The sequence below is a fragment of the Geothrix terrae genome (assembly GCF_022808775.1).
Lineage (GTDB): Bacteria > Acidobacteriota > Holophagae > Holophagales > Holophagaceae > Geothrix > Geothrix terrae.
On record NZ_JAKZLA010000001.1, the window covers coordinates 93637 to 110031 of the forward strand.

The 16395-nt window shown below is 69.0% G+C and carries 16 protein-coding genes and 1 tRNA gene; 8 read left to right on the forward strand and 9 right to left on the reverse strand.

Annotated elements, in window-relative coordinates; genetic code table 11:
- Positions 1 to 104 precede the first annotated feature (104 nt).
- From MLE42_RS00440 to MLE42_RS00465, 6 genes are read left to right on the forward strand one after another with little or no spacing between them, the layout of a single operon-like run.
- Positions 105 to 800, forward strand: coding sequence for a DUF3473 domain-containing protein (locus tag MLE42_RS00440; protein ID WP_420843059.1), 696 nt, complete (start codon positions 105 to 107; stop codon positions 798 to 800).
- On the forward strand, positions 797 to 1519 hold the full coding sequence (yaaA, locus tag MLE42_RS00445; protein WP_243285903.1) for a peroxide stress protein YaaA: 723 nt from the start codon (positions 797 to 799) through the stop codon (positions 1517 to 1519). Before MLE42_RS00440 ends, yaaA begins: the two co-directional genes overlap by 4 nt.
- Positions 1516 to 2292 (forward strand): DUF309 domain-containing protein, encoded by a 777-nt coding sequence (locus tag MLE42_RS00450; protein ID WP_243285904.1) that lies wholly within the window; start codon positions 1516 to 1518, stop codon positions 2290 to 2292. The genes yaaA and MLE42_RS00450 overlap by 4 nt, the downstream gene beginning before the upstream one ends.
- Positions 2289 to 3863: an L-aspartate oxidase gene (nadB, locus tag MLE42_RS00455; protein ID WP_243285905.1), complete on the forward strand. Its 1575-nt coding sequence runs from the start codon at positions 2289 to 2291 to the stop codon at positions 3861 to 3863. The genes MLE42_RS00450 and nadB overlap by 4 nt, the downstream gene beginning before the upstream one ends.
- A 24-nt stretch (positions 3864 to 3887) precedes the next feature.
- The gene (locus MLE42_RS00460) at positions 3888 to 5288 is read left to right on the forward strand and encodes an L-serine ammonia-lyase (RefSeq protein ID WP_243285906.1); all 1401 of its coding nucleotides are present in this window, start codon (positions 3888 to 3890) and stop codon (positions 5286 to 5288) included.
- A complete protein-coding gene (locus tag MLE42_RS00465) occupies positions 5288 to 6067 on the forward strand; it encodes a hypothetical protein (RefSeq protein WP_243285907.1) in 780 nt (259 codons plus the stop codon). The genes MLE42_RS00460 and MLE42_RS00465 overlap by 1 nt, the downstream gene beginning before the upstream one ends.
- On the opposite strand, the gene MLE42_RS00470 is transcribed toward MLE42_RS00465, so the two are convergent.
- From MLE42_RS00470 to MLE42_RS00500, 7 genes are all read right to left on the reverse strand, one after another.
- Entirely contained in the window at positions 6060 to 6662 is a 603-nt protein-coding gene (locus tag MLE42_RS00470) for an L-threonylcarbamoyladenylate synthase (RefSeq protein WP_243285908.1), read from the reverse strand. The two genes, MLE42_RS00465 and MLE42_RS00470, sit on opposite strands and share 8 nt — an antisense overlap.
- Entirely contained in the window at positions 6659 to 7333 is a 675-nt protein-coding gene (locus MLE42_RS00475; RefSeq protein ID WP_243285909.1) for an NUDIX domain-containing protein, read from the reverse strand. Before MLE42_RS00475 ends, MLE42_RS00470 begins: the two co-directional genes overlap by 4 nt.
- Before the next feature lie 345 nt (positions 7334 to 7678).
- The gene (rpsO, locus tag MLE42_RS00480; protein WP_243285910.1) at positions 7679 to 7948 is read right to left on the reverse strand and encodes a 30S ribosomal protein S15; all 270 of its coding nucleotides are present in this window, start codon (positions 7946 to 7948) and stop codon (positions 7679 to 7681) included.
- 239 nt (positions 7949 to 8187) lie between these two features.
- Positions 8188 to 8273: transfer RNA gene (locus tag MLE42_RS00485), tRNA-Leu, on the reverse strand.
- A 99-nt stretch (positions 8274 to 8372) separates the two neighbouring features.
- Positions 8373 to 8831 carry a type II secretion system protein gene (locus tag MLE42_RS00490; protein WP_243285911.1) on the reverse strand — a complete coding sequence of 153 codons (459 nt, stop codon included), beginning with the start codon at positions 8829 to 8831 and terminating at the stop codon, positions 8373 to 8375.
- Complete coding sequence (locus tag MLE42_RS00495; protein ID WP_243285912.1) at positions 8828 to 11116, reverse strand: secretin N-terminal domain-containing protein; 2289 nt, start codon at positions 11114 to 11116, stop codon at positions 8828 to 8830. The genes MLE42_RS00490 and MLE42_RS00495 overlap by 4 nt, the downstream gene beginning before the upstream one ends.
- 17 nt (positions 11117 to 11133) lie before the next feature.
- Positions 11134 to 11631, reverse strand: a complete 498-nt coding sequence (locus MLE42_RS00500; RefSeq protein WP_243285913.1) for a hypothetical protein — start codon at positions 11629 to 11631, stop codon at positions 11134 to 11136.
- 107 nt (positions 11632 to 11738) lie between these two features.
- On the opposite strand from MLE42_RS00500, the gene MLE42_RS00505 reads away from it, so the two are divergent.
- Together MLE42_RS00505 and dusB are read left to right on the forward strand one after the other, a co-directional pair.
- Positions 11739 to 12791: a medium chain dehydrogenase/reductase family protein gene (locus MLE42_RS00505; RefSeq protein ID WP_243285914.1), complete on the forward strand. Its 1053-nt coding sequence runs from the start codon at positions 11739 to 11741 to the stop codon at positions 12789 to 12791.
- 83 nt (positions 12792 to 12874) lie between these two features.
- Positions 12875 to 13855 carry a tRNA dihydrouridine synthase DusB gene (dusB, locus tag MLE42_RS00510; protein ID WP_243285915.1) on the forward strand — a complete coding sequence of 327 codons (981 nt, stop codon included), beginning with the start codon at positions 12875 to 12877 and terminating at the stop codon, positions 13853 to 13855.
- A 1-nt stretch (position 13856) separates the two neighbouring features.
- Here the strand turns inward: dusB and MLE42_RS00515 are convergent, their stop codons facing one another.
- The gene (locus MLE42_RS00515) at positions 13857 to 15329 is read right to left on the reverse strand and encodes a helicase HerA-like domain-containing protein (protein ID WP_243285916.1); all 1473 of its coding nucleotides are present in this window, start codon (positions 15327 to 15329) and stop codon (positions 13857 to 13859) included.
- 38 nt (positions 15330 to 15367) lie between these two features.
- The gene (locus MLE42_RS00520; RefSeq protein WP_243285917.1) at positions 15368 to 16357 is read right to left on the reverse strand and encodes a cation diffusion facilitator family transporter; all 990 of its coding nucleotides are present in this window, start codon (positions 16355 to 16357) and stop codon (positions 15368 to 15370) included.
- Positions 16358 to 16395: the final 38 nt, after the last annotated feature.

Sequence of the window (16395 nt, forward strand, 5' to 3'; positions counted from 1 at the left end):
CGCTCTCCCTCGACTGGGAGGACTGGTTCCAGCTCTGCTGCCCGCCCTACGACCAGCCCGAGGCCCTGGACCGCTTCGAGTGCCGCCTTCCGCGGGCCACGGAGCTGTCGCTGGCCCTCTGCGCGGACCTGGGCGCCAAGGCCACCTGGTTCTGCCTGGGTGACCAGGCCCGCCGGCACCCGGCGCTGCTGCGGCGCATCGTGGCGGAAGGTCACGCGGTTGGCCTGCATGGGCTCACGCACCGCCGGGCCTTCGAGATGGATCGGGCCATATGGCGCGCCTCTGTGCGCGACGGCAGGGCCCTGCTGGAGGATCTCACCGGGCAGCTCGTGGTGGGCTATCGGGCCCCGGAATGGAGCCTTCGCGGTCCTGCCGCGGACTGGTGGCGGGACCTGCCGGAGCTGGGCTTCCGCTACGATTCCAGCCGCGCGCCCCTCGCCGTCATCGGCGATCCCGGCTGGCCCCGGCGTCCCCACCTGCTGATGGAAGGGCTCTGGGAGCTGCCGCCGCCCGTCCTCTGGTCTGGTCCGCCCCGCTCGCCCCTCTGGGGTTGGGGGCCGCGCGTGCTGCCTTTCAGCCTGGTCCGCCGGGCCCTGGAGGCCCTGGCTCTGGACGATGCCGGCACCCCGCTGACGCTGCATCCCTGGGAACTCGACGAAGGCCAGCCGGAACTGCCCGGCGCACCCTTCGGCCACCGGTTTGCCCACAGTGCGGGCCTGAAGGGGCACGGGGCGCACTTCCGCGACCTGCTCGCGGGTTTCCGCCTGACGACCCTCGAGGCCTGGGTGGAGGAGCGATGACCGGGACTCCCCTCGTCCTTCTCGCCCCGTCCGAGGACAAGGCCTCCGGAGGGATCCGCGCACGCATGCCCGAGACGCCCGCCCAACGATGGGTGCGCGAGCGCCTCGTGGCCCTGGCGAAGACCGGCTCGCCAGAGGCGCTGAAGAAGGCCTTCGACGTGAAGGACCTGGCCCTGGACAAGGCCCGGACCGAAGCGCTGGCGCTGGCCCGGCCCGTGCCGTTGCTGCCGGCCCTGGCGCGCTACACGGGCGTGGCCTTCCAGGCGCTGGGTGCGGGGTCCCTGCCACCGGAGGTCTGGCGCCAGGTGTTCATCCTGTCCAACCTGCGGGGCCTGGTGCGCGGCGACGAGCCGGTGCCGCCCTACAAGCTCAAGCTGGCGGCCATCCCGGGGTTGAAGGCCCACTGGCGGAAAGCGCTGCCGGCGCAGCTGGAGGCGCTGCCGGAAGGCTCTGTGTGGGAGCTGCTTCCGGGCGATTCCGCCGATCTGCTCAAGGGCTGGACTCGCCCCCGGCACACGGTGGAGATTCTCGATGCCCGGGGAAAGGCCATCAGCCATTTCGCGAAGAAGTACCGGGGACTGGTGGCGCGGTGGATCCTGCTCCACGGGCAGGGCGATCCCAGGAAGGTCCTGAAGGGACGCATTCCCGGGTGCCAGTGGGCGGGAGTGGACGAGAACGACCGGGGTGGACTGGCCCTCCGGCTGCTGGTGGAACCATGAGCGACGATTGCAACCGCACCCCCTTCTGGCAGCGCCAGCCCCAGCTTCCCCTGGAGATCCAGCGGTTCTTCCAGGCCCGCATGGAGGCGGCCCTGGGCGATCCGGAGGCCCGCCAGGTCCTGGCCTGGCCCACGATCCTCGGCGCACCGGGCCTGCGAAAAGCCCACCCCGACGGACTCCCCGAGGCTGAGCTGCTGACCCACGCCGTCCGCATGCTGGGCGCCCTGGGCCATCACGACCCGACCGCCGCCTGGCAGGCCCACCTGGGCGCCTGGCCGGACACGGCGGAAGGCGGGCCCAGCGGCTGGCGCCCAGCTGAGGTCTGGGGTGCCTGGGGTCCCCTGGTGAGCCTGCGCTGCGGCTGGCAGCTGGCGGCCCTCACGCCGCTGCCCCTGGGCGCCCGGTACCCGCTGGCCTGCGGCGTGTCCCTCTTCAATCACGGCCTCTACCACGAGTGCCACGACGCCCTAGAGCCACTGTGGGACGCGGCGGAGGGCGACCTGAAGGGGCAGCTCCAGGGGCTCATCCTGCTGACGGGCGGGTACCACCACCTCCAGCAGCACAACCTGCCGGGCATGGTGGCCCTGTGGGAGGAAGCCGTCGGCCGCCTGGAGGCCTGCGGCGGGCGCGTCTCCACGCCCTGGGGCGAGGTGCGGGCCGAGGTTGCGCTGGACCTGACGGTGCGGCGGCTGGACCATGGAAGGCGCACGAAGGATGGCGGGGACCTGTCGGCCTTGTGGGCCCTGGATCGCCCTACCTGGGAGCTGGCATGAAGGATAGGGTCGATCTGCTGGTGCTGGGCGCGGGGATCGCGGGCTGCTCCGCGGCCCTGCGCGCGGCGGATCAGGGCATCTCCGTGGTGCTGGTGGCCAAGGACGAGCTGGGGGGGAGCAACACCGCCTGGGCCCAGGGCGGCATCATCGGCCAGCCGCCGCCGGAGGAAGGCGATTCCGCGGACTTGCTGGCCGCGGACATCGAGGCCGCGGGCGCGGGCCTCTGCCGGCCCGAGGCCGTGCGCCAGCTGGCCGAGGAGGGGCCGAAGCTCTGCCGGAGCTTCCTCTGGGAGCGGCTGGGCGTGCCTTTCGACCTCGGGACCGGCGGGACGCCGGATCCCACGGCCGAAGCCGCCCACAGCGCGCGCCGCATCTACCACGCCAAGGACGCCACCGGGCTGGCCATCCAGACGGCGCTCAGCGAGGCCGTCCGGAAGCACCCGAACATCCGCCTGCGGGAGGGGCTCTGTCTGGTGGACCTCATCACCAGCCCCCACCACAGCCTCAGCCCGGTACGGGTCTATGAGCCCATCCGCGTCCACGGCGCCTACCTCTTCGACCCCACCACGGGCGAGGTGGAAGGCCTCCTGGCCCGCCGCACGATCCTGGCCACCGGCGGCCTGGGCTACCTGTACCTGCACACCACGAACCCCCCCGGGGCGACGGGAGACGGCCTGGCGGCGGCCTACCGGGCCAGCGCTCGCATCGTGAACTGCGAGTACCTCCAGTTCCACCCCACGACCCTCTACGTCCCCGGCAAGCCGCGGACGTTGCTGACCGAAGCCCTCCGGGGCGAAGGGGCTCAGCTGCTCAACCGCAAGGGCGAGCGGTTCATGTCCAAGTACGCCCCGGATCAGATGGAGCTGGCACCCCGCGATGTGGTGAGCCGGGCGATCTTCCAAGAGATGGCGGTCAGCGGGGAATCCTGCGCCTACCTGGATCTGGCCCCGGTGGCGGCGAAGCTGGATCTGGATGAGCACTTCCCCACGATCATGGCGGCCTGCCGGGCCGAGGACATCGATCCGCACCGCCACCCCATCCCCGTGGTGCCCGCCGCCCACTATTTCTGCGGCGGCGTGCTGGTGGACCTGGAGGGCCGTACCAGCCTGCCGGGCCTCTTCGCGGCCGGAGAGGTGGCCTGCACGGGGCTCCATGGCGCCAACCGCCTGGCCTCCACCAGCCTTCTGGAGGGCCTGGTGTGGGGCTTCCACAGTGCCGACGCCGCCGCGCGGGAGCTGCGGGAGACCGTGGATCCGGATCCCGGCGAGCTGGCCGCCTGGCGCATGCCGGAGGAACCGGAGGAGACCGACCCCCTCCTCATCGACCAGGACTGGCGCCTCATCCGCAGCACTCTCTGGAACTACGCGGGCATCGTCCGCAGCAGCGCCCGCCTGGAGCGGGCGCGGTCGGACCTGCACTACCTGGCCCACCGCATCGAGCGCTTCTACCACCAGACACCCCTCAGCCGGGAGCTGCTGGAGCTGCGCAGCGGCATCCTCTGCGCCCGGCTGATCCTCAACGCCGCCCTCCAGAACCCTGAAAGCCGCGGCTGCCATTACCGCATCGATTGATTGCCGGTCGCGGGACAATGGGGCATGGTGCTGTCCGTCTTCGACCTCTTCCGCATCGGCATTGGACCGAGCTCCTCGCACACCGTGGGGCCCATGCGGGCCGCCCGCGGCTTCGCCCTCGGACTGGAGGCCTCGGGCCTGCTCGAAGCCACGGGTGAGGTGCGGGTGGAGCTGTTCGGCAGCCTGGGCGCCACGGGGAGGGGCCACGGCAGCGACAAGGCGGTGATCCTCGGCCTGCTGGGAGAGACCCCGGAAGGGGTTGATGTGGAGGCCGTGGAGGGCCTGGTGGCGCGGGTCCGCGACTCGGGGCGGCTGGCCCTCCTCGGGAAGCAAGAAGTCCCCTTTCGCGAGGCGGACCACTTGCATCTGCTCCACAAGAGCCTGCCCTTCCATCCGAACGGGATGCGCTTCACGGCCCTGGACGCGGCCGGCGGGGTGCTCCACGCCCGGGTCTACTACTCCGTGGGCGGCGGCTTCGTGGTGGAGGAGGGCCTCCCCGTGCAGGTGGCCACCGGTCCGGAGCCACCGTTCCCCTTCCACACGGCCAAGGGCCTGCTGGACCACTGCCGGGCGCAGGGCCTGCCCGTCAGCCAGGTCATGCTGGCGAACGAGCGGGCCTGGCGCTCCGAGGCGGCGATCCAGTCGGGCCTCCAGGAGCTCTGGTCGGTGATGCAGGCCTGCGTGCGGCGCGGCTGCGCCACCGAGGGATCGCTGCCCGGCGGCCTGAAGGTGCCGCGCCGCGCCCCGGCGCTGTTCCGCCGCCTGACCGAATCCCCGGAGGCGGGCCTCAAGGATCCCCTCACGGCCCTGGACTTCGTGAGCCTCTACGCATTGGCGGTGAACGAGGAGAACGCGGCCGGGGGCCGGGTGGTGACGGCCCCGACCAACGGCGCCGCGGGCATCATCCCGGCCGTCCTGCACTATTACCGGCGCTTCGTGCCCGGGGCCACGGACGAGGGGGTGGCGCGGTTCCTCCTGACGGCTGGGGCCATCGGCGCCCTCTACAAGGAGAACGCCTCCATCAGTGGCGCCGAGGTGGGCTGCCAGGGCGAGGTGGGCGTGGCCTGCTCCATGGCCGCCGGGGCCCTGGCCGAAGTGATGGGCGGCACGCCGGACCAGGTGGAGAACGCCGCGGAGATCGGCATGGAGCACAACCTGGGCCTCACCTGCGATCCCATCGGCGGCCTGGTGCAGGTGCCCTGCATCGAGCGCAACGCCATGGCCAGCGTGAAGGCCATCAACGCCGCCCGCATGTCCCTGCACGGCGATGGCCACCACTTCGTGAGCCTGGACAAGGTCATCAAGACCATGCGCGACACCGGCGCCGACATGAAGAGCAAGTACAAGGAGACGGCCCGTGGCGGCCTGGCGGTGAATGTGCTCGAGATCCCGCTAGACTTCACGGTGAACCTGCCGGAGTGCTGATGCGACCGTCCGCTGCCCTGCTGTTGCTGGTCCCCGCCCTTCTCTCGGCCCAGGCCGGAGGCCTGGACGGGGGACGGCTCGACTCCTCCTGGTTCGGTCCTGGCGCCGCATTCCAGGCGTCGAAGGCCCTGGGCTTCCAGTGGCTGAAGCCCGGCCTGGACCTGCGGGGCAGGGCGGTCCAGCTGAGATCCTGGGAGGCGCCCGCGTGGGTTCTGGGCAAGCGGGACCTCAAGGACCAGACCTTCCTGACCCGCGTCGAAGGGGCCCTTCCCGCAGCCCTGGAGCGGGGCCTCCGCCGGGGCCTGAAGGGGAGCCTGCCCGTTTCGGCCGGTGCCGGGGACGTCCACCTGGTGGGGCGGATCGTGGACGCCATCGGCCAGGCGGATGACTACATGGCCGCGGGGAGAGTCGCCCTGTCCTTCGACCTCAAGCTCGTGGACGGGAAGACGGGCGAGCTGCTGGGCGCCTTCCATGACACCCTCGAAAGCGGGGCCCCCGATTACATGTCTGCTCGCTTCGAACGCTGGAGCGAGGATCTGGGCTGGCTGCTCGCCGCTCCTGCGGTCCCGAAGGAACTAGCCAAGCCCGCTCTGGGGCCCGCCGTTCCGCCGGCTTTTCCGGCGCCCGCCGTCACCAGGCCCGTCACGGCGACGCCTCCCTTCGACCTGCCGGGCGCGCTGAGCCGCATCGAGGGCCTCCGGCGCGACGGCCTCCTCAGCGACGAGGAATATCAGGCCCTGCGCAAGAAGGCCGAGGAGAAGGCCGGATCGCCTAGATAGGCCATTCCCCCGCGCCTTCGCGCAGGAGGACGGGCTCCTCGGCGCTGAGATCCAGGATGGTGCTGGGGATGCCCAGGGGCTGGCCGCAGTCCACCACCATGTCCAGGGCGTGGCCCAGCTCTTCCTCGATCTCCCAGGCCGTGTTCAGGATGGGCTGGTCCGGCAGCGCGACGCTGGTGGTGATGATGGGCTCGCCGAGCATCGCCACCAGCGCGTGGCAGAACGGCTGGTCCGGGATGCGGAGGCCCACCACCTGCTTGTTCTGGAGGTAGCGCGGCACTTCGCGGCTGGCAGGCAGGAGCACGGTGTAGGGCCCGGGCAGCAGCTGTTTGAGGATGCGGAAGGTGGGCGTGTCCAGGTGGCGGGTGTAGCGGCAGAGCATCTCCATGTCCGAGCACATGATCGACATGGGCTTCTTCGGATCGCGACCCTTGATCTGGTGGATGCGGTCCACGGCCTTCTTGTGGGATACCAGGCAACCCAGCCCGAACAGCGTATCCGTCGGGTAGGCGATGACGCCATCCTTCCGTAGCAGCTCCGCGAGGCGCTCGAGCTGACGCACCTGGGGTGTCTCGGGGTGCAGGGTGAGGATCATGGCGTGTCCAGCTCACCCCAGCGGGCGCGACCGGCGGAGGGATGATCCTGGGGCCGCTGGAAGAAGCGTTCCGCCAGCGTCGGATCCAGGGCCGCGGCCACCCCGGTCCGCCGGCCCTGGAGGGCCAGCAGGGCCACCACCGTGAGGCTGTCGGTGATCTCGCCCGCGAGCACGCGGCGGAGGCAGTCCTGGAAGGGCTCGCGGTGGAGCATTAGCTCTTCGTCGTCCTCCGGGTGATGGCCATCCGCGGAACTGAGGTCCGTGGCCAGGAAGAGGAAGGCCTCCTCCTCCGTGGATGAGTTGCTGGTGTGGAAGAAGGCCAGGGGCTTCCACACCTGGGCCGCGAGGCCGGCTTCCTCCGCCAGCTCCCGGCGCATGGCCTCAAAGGGGCTCTCCGAGACATCGCCGCCGCCCTCGGGGATCTCCCAGGAATAGGCCTCCAGCGGATAGCGCCATTGGCCCACGAGCACCACGCGGTCCTGATCGTCCAGCGCCAGGACCCCGCAGGCGGTGCGGTGGAATCCGCAGACGGCATAGCGGCCTTCGGCGCCCTTGCGATGGCTGAAGCGGTCCTCGCGGATGCGGATCCAGGGCGAGTCGTAGACGAAACGGCGGCCGAGGACCGTGTAGGGGTCCGGGTGTTCGGGCCGGGGCAGGGGCTTCAGTTCCATGTTCTGAACATAGCAAAACGCCCGCGGGTGTGTGACCTCTCTCCGAGTGGAGAAACGAAGAAGCCCGGCTTTGCCGGGCTTCTTCGTGGGGGTCCGGGGGGAGGCTCCATGTCCACGAGCCGTTGGGCGAGTGGGAGCCACGCATCGCGGGGCGTCACATGGAGGCGCACAGCGCGAAACCTCCGGAGAAAAGAAGAAGCCCGGCTTTTGCCGGGCTTCTTCGTGGGGGTCCGGGGGTATGCGCGCAGCACGGAACCTCCGGAGAAAAGAAGAAGCCCGGCTTTTGCCGGGCTTCTTCGTGGGGGCCCGGGGGTATGCGCGCAGCGCGGAACCCCCGGAGAATATTTACCGACGGAGGCCGAGGCGATCGATCAGCGTGGCGTAGCGCTCCTTGCTCTTCTTCTTGAGGTAGTCGAGCAGGCGGCGGCGCTGGCCGACCATGATCATGAGACCGCGGCGGCTGTGGTAGTCCTTGGTGTGGGTCTTGAAGTGCTCGGTCAGGTCGTTGATCCGCTTGGTCAGGATCGCGACCTGCACCTCGGGCGAACCCGTGTCCGACTCGTGCTGCTTGTAGTCGTCGATGATGATCTTCTTCTGTTCCACGTTCAGGGCCATGCTGGCTCCTTTTCGGGGGATCGCCCGTCACCCGTTCCTCAGTCCCGTACCGAGGATGGGTCGAACTTGGAGGAGGCCAAGTGCCTTTATCAAGGTTGCTTCGCGCCAGGTCATTCGTCGTGGTGACGGCCTCTGGCCGTCATCCTTGGCTTCGCTGGCGCTCAGCCTGCGGACCGCAATGCTCCCGTTGGTCGCATTCGGCCCTATTCTCCACATCGCCTGCGGCGTGTGTCAAATGGTGGTGCGGATAGAGGGACTCGAACCCCCACGTCTTGTGAACACTAGTACCTGAAACTAGCGCGTCTACCAATTCCGCCATATCCGCTTGAAAGAACGATCCGGGGCCCGCAGGTTCCGGATGTGCCGAACACCAAGCCTAGCGTGGTCCACGCTTCGAGGCAACAGAGATTCTCGGCAGACGCCCCTACCACTCGCGATAGGGGATGCCGTTCATGCCGGTCCCCGGGGCGAGGCTGTAGACATCGTAGACGTGGCCGCCCCCCCAGCTGGAGCTGTTGGCGTCGTCGTTGGTGTTCCGGAGGCCCCATTCCGCCTTCCCCGTGAAGGGATCCACGGGGACGCGGCGGAGGAAACGCACTTTGCGGCTGAGAGAGCCGGCCGCGGGGACGCCTTCCACCAGGACTTCCAGGCTCTCGGGATAGCCGTTGGCCTCCGCCGGCGGGGCCTTGATCTTCTGCTGATCCGCCTGCTTCTTGTACTCGTCGATGGCCAGCCGCATCTCGCGCAGATCTCGGCGCAATTCCAGCTCCTTTTCGCGCTTGAGCCCGTTGCGGGCCAGCGGCACGGTCACGGAGGCGAGGATCAGCAGCACGGTGGCCGTGACCACCAGCTCCAGCAGGGTGAAACCCCTCTGGCGGCTCACTGCACCGTCACAAGCGCGTTGGACCAGCGCCCGGAGATGGGGCTGGTGCCCGCCAGGAACTGCCCGCTCTGGATGAGCACGGGCGCGTTGCCGGGGGTGAGGCCCGTCAGCTCGAGGGTGGCGAGCTGTCCGCTGTCCACCTCGGGGCTGTTGCGCTTGAAGACGAGCTTCAGCGTGCCGTCCTTCCCCGGGACCTGTTCCAGGCTGCCGCCCTCCGTGGTGATGAAATCGCCAGGCGCTACAGAGCCGAGCTTCAGGCCCGCGGGCAGGCGGAGTTCCACCGTGCCCGAGCTGAGCCCCTTGCCACCGCTGACCGTGAGGCCGATCTGGACGCGCTCGCCGACCTTGATCTCGGAGGCCACCGGCGTCATGAAGATCACCAGATCGGAGGCTGCGGGGGCGCCCTGGTCGATGGGTGCGGTGTCGGGTTTCTTTTCCTGGATCGCGGTGGAAGGCGCGGGCGGGACCGGCACAGGCGCAGCGGGAGCGGCGGCGGAACCGGGCTGCGCGGGGGCAGGCTGGCCGGGCGCAGGAGCTGCGGCTCCAGCCGGGGCGGGCTTGGGGGGCTTGGGCGCGAACATCCCCGTCTGGGACGCGGCGTCATCGGGGTTGAATGCGGCGAGATCCTGCTCCGTGAGCACCGGCTTCCGCACCAGCACGGCCCGGATGGTGAGGATCACGTCGGTCTTGGCCTTGCTGTTGCGTGTGTTCCCGGTCAGGCGGCCGATGAGGGGGATGTCGGCGAGGCCCCAGATGCCCTGGAGGCTCTTCTGCTCTTCGTCCTTCAGCAGGCCGCCGAAGATCGCGGTCTCACCGTCACGGAGACGGGCGGAGGTGATGATCTCCCGCTTTCCGAGGTCCGGTCGGCCCGGCGTGGAGCCGGATTTCAGCGTGGTGACGAGGCTGTTGATCTTGAGGGTGATCTCACCGTTGTGGTGGACGCGGGGCTCCACCTTGATCTTCACGCCCACATCCTCGTAGGAGAACGAGGTCTGGCCGACTCCGCCAAGGAGCGAGGAAGCCGAGGTGGTGCTGGTGGTGCCCGTCGTGGGCAGGGACAGCTGGCTCTGCGTGGTGGAGATCTTCTCGCCGATGTTCACTTCGCCGGTCTCGCCCGAAAGCACCCGGACGTTCGGGCTCGCCACCAGGCGGGCGTCACCGTTGCCCTTCAGGAAGTCCAGGGCCAGGTTCGGGAAGAGCACGCGGATGTCGGCGGTGTGGATCTTGGTGAAGCCTGAATTCGTGTTGAGGCCCGAGGTGTTGTTCACCGTGGTGGCGCCCATCCGGAAGGTCCCCGAAGTGTCAGAGGCGTTGATCACCGGCAGCAGACCCACCTGTTCCAGGCTGTTCTCCGTGACTTCCATCAGCTCCATGTAGACCATCACCTCGGCCTTGGCCTTGTCGAGGCTGCGGATCACCTGGTCCACGACGGCCAGTTCCAGGGGCTTGGCCTTCACGATGATGGCGTTGATGCGCTTGTCGGTGAACACGCGCAGCTGGGGGTTGAGCGTGGTGAGGGTGGAGCGCAGCTCCGTGGGATCGGCGTTGGACAGGTAGTAGGTCTTGAGGAGCTGGTTCTCGTACAGGTCGCGGTTCTGCGGGGTGGCCTTGAAGACCATGATGGTGTTCTTGTCGATCACCTTGTAGAACAGGTCGTTCTGCAGCATCAGGGTGTCCAGGATGCGCTGGAAGGGCAGCCCCCGCAGGTCGATGGAGATGTTCTGATCCTGGAAGGACGAGTGGGTGATGATGTTCACCCCCGAGGCGCGGCTGAGGGTGGCGAAGATCTCGCGCAGGCTGGTCCGGCGGCTGAAGTTCAGGTCGAGGCCCTCCAGGGACCGCGGGTTCAGCTGCACGGCGTTCACGGTGTCGGCCTTGGCCTTCAGGACTTCGAGGTCATCGGCGGCGTCCGCCTCGGCCTTGTCCTGGGCGACTTTCTGCTCCAGCCGGATCAGCCAGTCCTGGGCGATCTGGTTGTCCGGGTCCAGCACCAGCGCCTTCTTGACTTCCATCAGCACGGTGTCGGTCAGGCCCCGCTGCTCCGCCTGGCGGGCGAGCGCGATGTGCCCCTCCGCCGCGCGCTGGGAGGCCCGCTTGATGCCGATGCGGGCCTTGGTGTTCGAGGGATCCCGGCGCAGCACCTCGCGGTAGGAGGCCACGGCATCGTCGTAGCGGCCTTCGTCATAGGCCTGGTTGGCCTTGTGGAGGCTGCAGCCGAGGACCAGGAGCAGCATCGCGGCGGCGGCGATGATCTTGCGGGCGGGTGCGAAGGAGGAGAGCGGCATCGGTGGCATCCTTCGGATCAGAATTGATTGACGGGTGCGCCGCCGGAGGCGTCGCGGGCCTCCAGGACCATCCGCAGGTCTGGATACTTGGTGTTCTGGAATTCAGCCCGGGTATCGAGGATGGACACCAGCTTCCAGCGGTCCCCGACGAGGGTTCCCTGGACCAGGGTCACGGGCTCCTCGCCCTTCATGAAGGCGCCCACCACGCCGGCGGGGTTGCCTTTGAAGAAGCCGAGGTAGCGGAGGTTCTGGGGCCTGCCGGCAAATTCCGCGGCCTTCTCCTGGGCCAGTCGCTGGCGCTCCAGCTCCTCGGGCGTGGGGGGCGGCGGGGGCGGGGGCGGCTTGACGGGCTTGGGCGGGGGCGGCCCCCGGGGCGCTAGCGCCGCGCGACGCTCCAGGTTGGCGCTGCAAAGGCAGCGCCAACCTGGAGCGTCGATGGGCCGGATATCATGTAGAAGTAGCCAGGGAGATGATCCCGGCGATAGCGGCTGGGAGCGCCTCCCTCCGCCCCGCACCTTTTTCCCATCACAGATTCCAACGGTTCCATTCGCGGTCGCCTCAGGCAGTCCGGCATTTCGTCATGCCCACATCGCGTGGGGTTCACGAAAGAGGAGGGGAGCCCATGAGACAGAAGCGGGTCGTTGTCTCCCACTACGGCGGGCCTGAGGCGCTCCAGGTGATCGAAGAGGCGTGCCCCGAACCAGCGGCCGGCGAAGTGCGGGTGAAGGTGCTGGCCGCAGGGGTCGCCATGCCCGACATCATGGCGCGCGAGGGCATCCACCCCGAAACACCCCCGGTGCCTTACACGCCGGGCTGGGATCTGGTCGGAGTGGTGGACCTCCCCGGCCCGGGCGTTTCGGGGTTCGCGCCGGGCCAGGTGGTTGCCGCGATGCCGATTCATGGCGCCTATGCGGAGTTCATCTGCCTGCCGGAGCGCGAGCTCGTCCCGGTGCCTTCCGGGTTGGACCCGGCGGAAGCCGTGAGCCTCATCCTCAACTACATCACGGCCTACCAGATGCTTCATCGTTCCGCCAAGGTCAAGCCGGGCCAGCGCGCGTTGATCCATGGCGCCTCCGGTGGCGTGGGAACGGCGCTTCTGCAGCTCGGCCGCTTGGCCGGGCTGGAGTTGTACGGCACCTGCTCTCTGCGCTCCGCTCCGGCCGTGTCCGAGCTGGGCGCCACCCCGATCGACTACCAGCATCAGGACTTCGTGGCCGAAACCCGGCGCCTCGCGGGCGGCGGTGTCGACGCCGTTTTCGATCCCTTTGGGGGCGCCCACCTCTGGCAATCCCGGGGGGCATTGCGGTCCGGGGGAAAAGTGGTGGGCTACGGCAACACCACGACACTGCGCGGAGAGGGACTGGGTGCCGGCCGCGCCGGTCGTCGCAATCGGCTCCATGGAATCCCCATCTACCTGCTCTACATCCTCGGGGGCTGGGTCCTCCCTGGCCGGAGGCGGGTGGTCCCCTACAGCATCCAGACGCTCAAGCGGCTGCGACCGGCTCTGTTCCGCCAGGACCTCATCACCCTGCTGGACCTGCTTCAGCAGCAGAAAATCAGGCCGCTCGTCGCACAGCGGCTGCCGCTTTCCGGCGCGAGAGAAGCCCAGGAACTGCTGGAAAGGGGCGGCGTGATCGGGAAGATCGTCCTGATCTGCGCCGATTCGAGGACTTGAGGAGAGGCCCTCCGCCTCAGAATTTGGCCGCAGGCCAGATTCCGAGCCCCCGCTACACTGGAAGGTCGTCAGAAAGCCCGCCCGTGACCTTCCCCCATTCGCCCTTCCACATCCGCGACGTCGAGGTGCCCAACCGCCTCGTCATGGCGCCGCTGCATGAGATCACCGACCAACCCTTCCGGAAGTTCATCCGGGAGGTCGGCGGGGTGGGCCTCACGGTCTCGGAGATGATCAGCAGCGAGGCGCTGATCCGGCACGCGGTGAAGGCGGAGAAGATGATGGCCGCCACAGGCGAACGGCCGCTTTCCATGCAGATCTCCGGCGGGCGGCCCGAGGCGCTGGCCGAGAGCGCGGCCCTGTGCGAGGCCGCCGGCGCCGACCTGGTGGACCTGAACATGGGCTGCCCGGCCAGCAACGTGACCAAGGGCGGGGCCGGGTCGGCGCTGCTCAAGGACATCCGTCTGGCGGAGCGCTGCGTCACTTCCATGGTGAAGGCGGTGAAGGTGCCCGTCACCGTGAAGATGCGGGCGGGCTGGGACGCCTCCCAGAAGGAGCGGGGCGAGTTCCTGGACTTCCTGCGCATGTTCGAGGCCGCGGGCGTGCAGGCCCTGGCCATCCACCCCCGGACCCGGGCCCAGCAGTACGAGGGTCACGCGGACTGGAGCATCATCGCCCGGGCCGTGGAGGCGGGTACCTCATACCCCATCATCGGCAACGGCGACGTAAACGTGCGGGCGGACGCCTTCCGCATGGTTGAGGAGACGGGCTGCGCCGCCGTGATGATCGGGCGCGGGGCGCTCTACAATCCGTTCCTCTTCCGGCAGATCCTGGAGCCGGAATTCATCGTGACCACGGACATGCGCATCGACGCCACCCTGCGGCTCTTCCAGATCCTCCTGGACCTGCTGGAGCCCCGCGAGGCCCTGCACAAGATCAAGAAGATCGGCGCCTGGTTCACCAAGGGCGTGCCCGGCGGCCATGGCTTCCGCCAGAACCTCCACGCCGCCAGCGATCCCCAGGCCCTCATGGCCGCCATCGACGCCCTGAGGCACCAGGCCGCCTGATTCAGCGCCGGCGCCCGCCGCCGCCGAAGATGGAGCCCATGACGCCGCGGATGATCTGGCGGCCGATGGAGCTGCCAGCGGCGCGGATGACGCTCTTGCCGAAGGCTTCGATCATGGAGTCGCTGCGGCGGGCGGGTTCCTTGTTGGCCTTGGCCTCTGCCTTGGCCTGGGCCTCGGCGGCCTCCTGCTGCATGGCCTGCTCGGCGCGGGCCTTGAGCTTCTCGAAGGCGCTTTCCCGGTCCACGGCCTGCTCGTAGTGGCCCGCCAGCAAAGAGGTCTTGATGACCTGCTGCCGCTCCTCCGGCGTGATGGGTGAGAGCTGGCTCTGGGGCGGGCAGACGAAGGCACGCTCCACGATTCCGGGACGGCCCTTCTCGTCCAGCAGGGACACCAGGGCCTCGCCCACGGCCAGCTCGGTGATGGCCGTGGCCACGTCCAGGTCCGGGTTGGCCCGGAAGGTCTCGGCGGCGGCCTTCACGGCCTTCTGGTCCCGCGGCGTGAAGGCGCGCAGGGCGTGCTGCACGCGGTTGCCCAGCTGGCCCAGCACCTTCTCGGGGATGTCCAGCGGGTTCTGGCTCACGAAGTAGACGCCCACGCCCTTGGAGCGCACCAGGCGCACCACCTGCTCGATCTTGTCCAGCAGGGCGTCGGGCGCGTCGTTGAAGAGCAGGTGGGCCTCGTCGAAGAAGAAGGCCAGCTTGGGCTTCTCGGGATCGCCCACCTCGGGCAGGCGCTCGAATAGCTCGGAGAGCAGCCAGAGCAGGAAGGTGGCGTAGAGCTTGGGGGCGTTGATGAGCTTGTCCGCCGCCAGGATGTTGATGACGCCGCGGCCCTTGGAATCGGTCTGCATGAGGTCGTCGAGGTCGAGGGCGGGCTCGCCGAAGAAGGCCTCGGCGCCCTGGCTCTCCAGCTCCAGCAGGCCGCGCTGGATGGCGCCGATGCTGGCGGCGGAGACGTTGCCGTAATGGGTCTTGAACTCGGCGGCATGGTCGCCCATGAACTGGAGCATGCTGCGCAGGTCCTTGAGGTCCAGCAGCAGCAGGCCGTTGTCGTCGGCGATCTTGAACACCAGGTTCAGCACGCCGCCCTGGGTGTCGTTGAGGTTCAGCAGCCGCGCGAAGAGCAGGGGGCCCATGTCGCTGACGGTGGTGCGCACCGGGTGCCCCTGCTGGCCGTAGAGGTCCCAGAAGGTCACGGGATAGCCTTTGTACTCGAAGCCCTCGAGCTTCAGCTGGCCGACGCGCTCGGCCACCTTGGGGTTGTCGCCGCCGGGCTTGCAGACGCCGGGCAGGTCGCCCTTCACGTCCGCCAGGAAGACGGGCACGCCGATGGACGAGAACCGCTCGGCCATGGTGCGCAGGGTCACGGTCTTGCCCGTGCCGGTGGCGCCGGCCACGAGACCGTGGCGGTTGGCCATGCGGGGCAGCAGAGTGAGGTCGGACGCACCTTTGGCGATCAGGAGGGGCTCGGACATGGGGGCCTCGTGATGGTGATGGAGAAGAGTCTAGCGGCTCAGGCTGGCCCGGCGGCCGTGGCCTCCTCCAGGCCGAAAGCCGCATTGTCGGTGTGGGGGGCGCGCCGGATGGCGCAGGCCTCTGCGGGGCAGCGCTCGCAGTACAGGCGGCCGCAGGGGTCCACGTGCGTGTGCACCTCACCTTCGATGTCGGCCTCTTCCAGCGCGCGCTTGCCGAAGCCTTCGCAGAGGTCGTGGGCCTGCCGCACGGGGTAGTACTCGGGCACCACCATGTGCACGTCCACGTGGGTGTAGCGGCCCGAGCGGAAGGTGCGCATCTCGTGGACGGCGATGATGTCCCAGGTCCGCACCCGGTTCATGGAGGCGAGCACCCGGGCCAGCACCTTGGGATCCTCCATGTCCAGCAGGGCCTGGGAGGATTCCTTCACCAGGCGGAAGCCCGTGCGGGCCAGCAGCAGGCCCACGATCATGGCCATGACGGGGTCGAGCCACTTGATGCCGGTGAGCTTCACGGCCAGCAGGCCGGCGACGATGCCCACGGTGGTCCAGAAGTCCGAGAGGATGTGGTGTCCATCCGCCTCCAGGGCCTTCGACCGGGTCTTCCGGCCCTGGGCGAGCAGGAACCAGCCCAGCAGGCCGTTCAGGGCGCCAGCCACCAGGTTCACCGCCAGGCCCAGCCCCAGGTTCTTCAGCTCCACCCCGTGGATGAGCCCGTGGGCAGCCTCGAACAGGATGAAGGCCGCGGCCAGGGAGATGAGGCCCCCTTCGAAGGCGGCGCTGAAGTGCTCGATCTTGCCGTGTCCGTAGGGGTGCTCCTTGTCCGCGGGCTTGCCGGCGAAGACCACGGCGCCCAGGGCGAAGATGGCGGCCACCACGTTCACCACGCTCTCGATGGCGTCGGATTTCAGGGCCACCGAGCCCGACAGGATGTAGGACAGGTACTTCAGCCCCAGGACGGCCACGCCCGCCGTGATGGACAGCAGGGCGATGCGGACTCGGGAACGCTGTTCGAGGTGTTCGGCGGACATGGCGGCTCCGGGTTCCACGGTACCAGCCGAGAGGAAGA

Coding starts and splice junctions, on each gene's coding strand:
- yaaA (WP_243285903.1), top strand. CDS start 797: ATGACCGGGACTCCCCTCGTCCTTCTCGCCCCGTCCGAGGACAAGGCC.
- MLE42_RS00450 (WP_243285904.1), top strand. CDS start 1,516: ATGAGCGACGATTGCAACCGCACCCCCTTCTGGCAGCGCCAGCCCCAG.
- nadB (WP_243285905.1), top strand. CDS start 2,289: ATGAAGGATAGGGTCGATCTGCTGGTGCTGGGCGCGGGGATCGCGGGC.
- MLE42_RS00460 (WP_243285906.1), top strand. CDS start 3,888: ATGGTGCTGTCCGTCTTCGACCTCTTCCGCATCGGCATTGGACCGAGC.
- MLE42_RS00465 (WP_243285907.1), top strand. CDS start 5,288: ATGCGACCGTCCGCTGCCCTGCTGTTGCTGGTCCCCGCCCTTCTCTCG.
- MLE42_RS00470 (WP_243285908.1), bottom strand. CDS start 6,662: ATGATCCTCACCCTGCACCCCGAGACACCCCAGGTGCGTCAGCTCGAG.
- MLE42_RS00475 (WP_243285909.1), bottom strand. CDS start 7,333: ATGGAACTGAAGCCCCTGCCCCGGCCCGAACACCCGGACCCCTACACG.
- rpsO (WP_243285910.1), bottom strand. CDS start 7,948: ATGGCCCTGAACGTGGAACAGAAGAAGATCATCATCGACGACTACAAG.
- MLE42_RS00495 (WP_243285912.1), bottom strand. CDS start 11,116: ATGCCGCTCTCCTCCTTCGCACCCGCCCGCAAGATCATCGCCGCCGCC.
- MLE42_RS00505 (WP_243285914.1), top strand. CDS start 11,739: ATGAGACAGAAGCGGGTCGTTGTCTCCCACTACGGCGGGCCTGAGGCG.
- MLE42_RS00515 (WP_243285916.1), bottom strand. CDS start 15,329: ATGTCCGAGCCCCTCCTGATCGCCAAAGGTGCGTCCGACCTCACTCTG.
- MLE42_RS00520 (WP_243285917.1), bottom strand. CDS start 16,357: ATGTCCGCCGAACACCTCGAACAGCGTTCCCGAGTCCGCATCGCCCTG.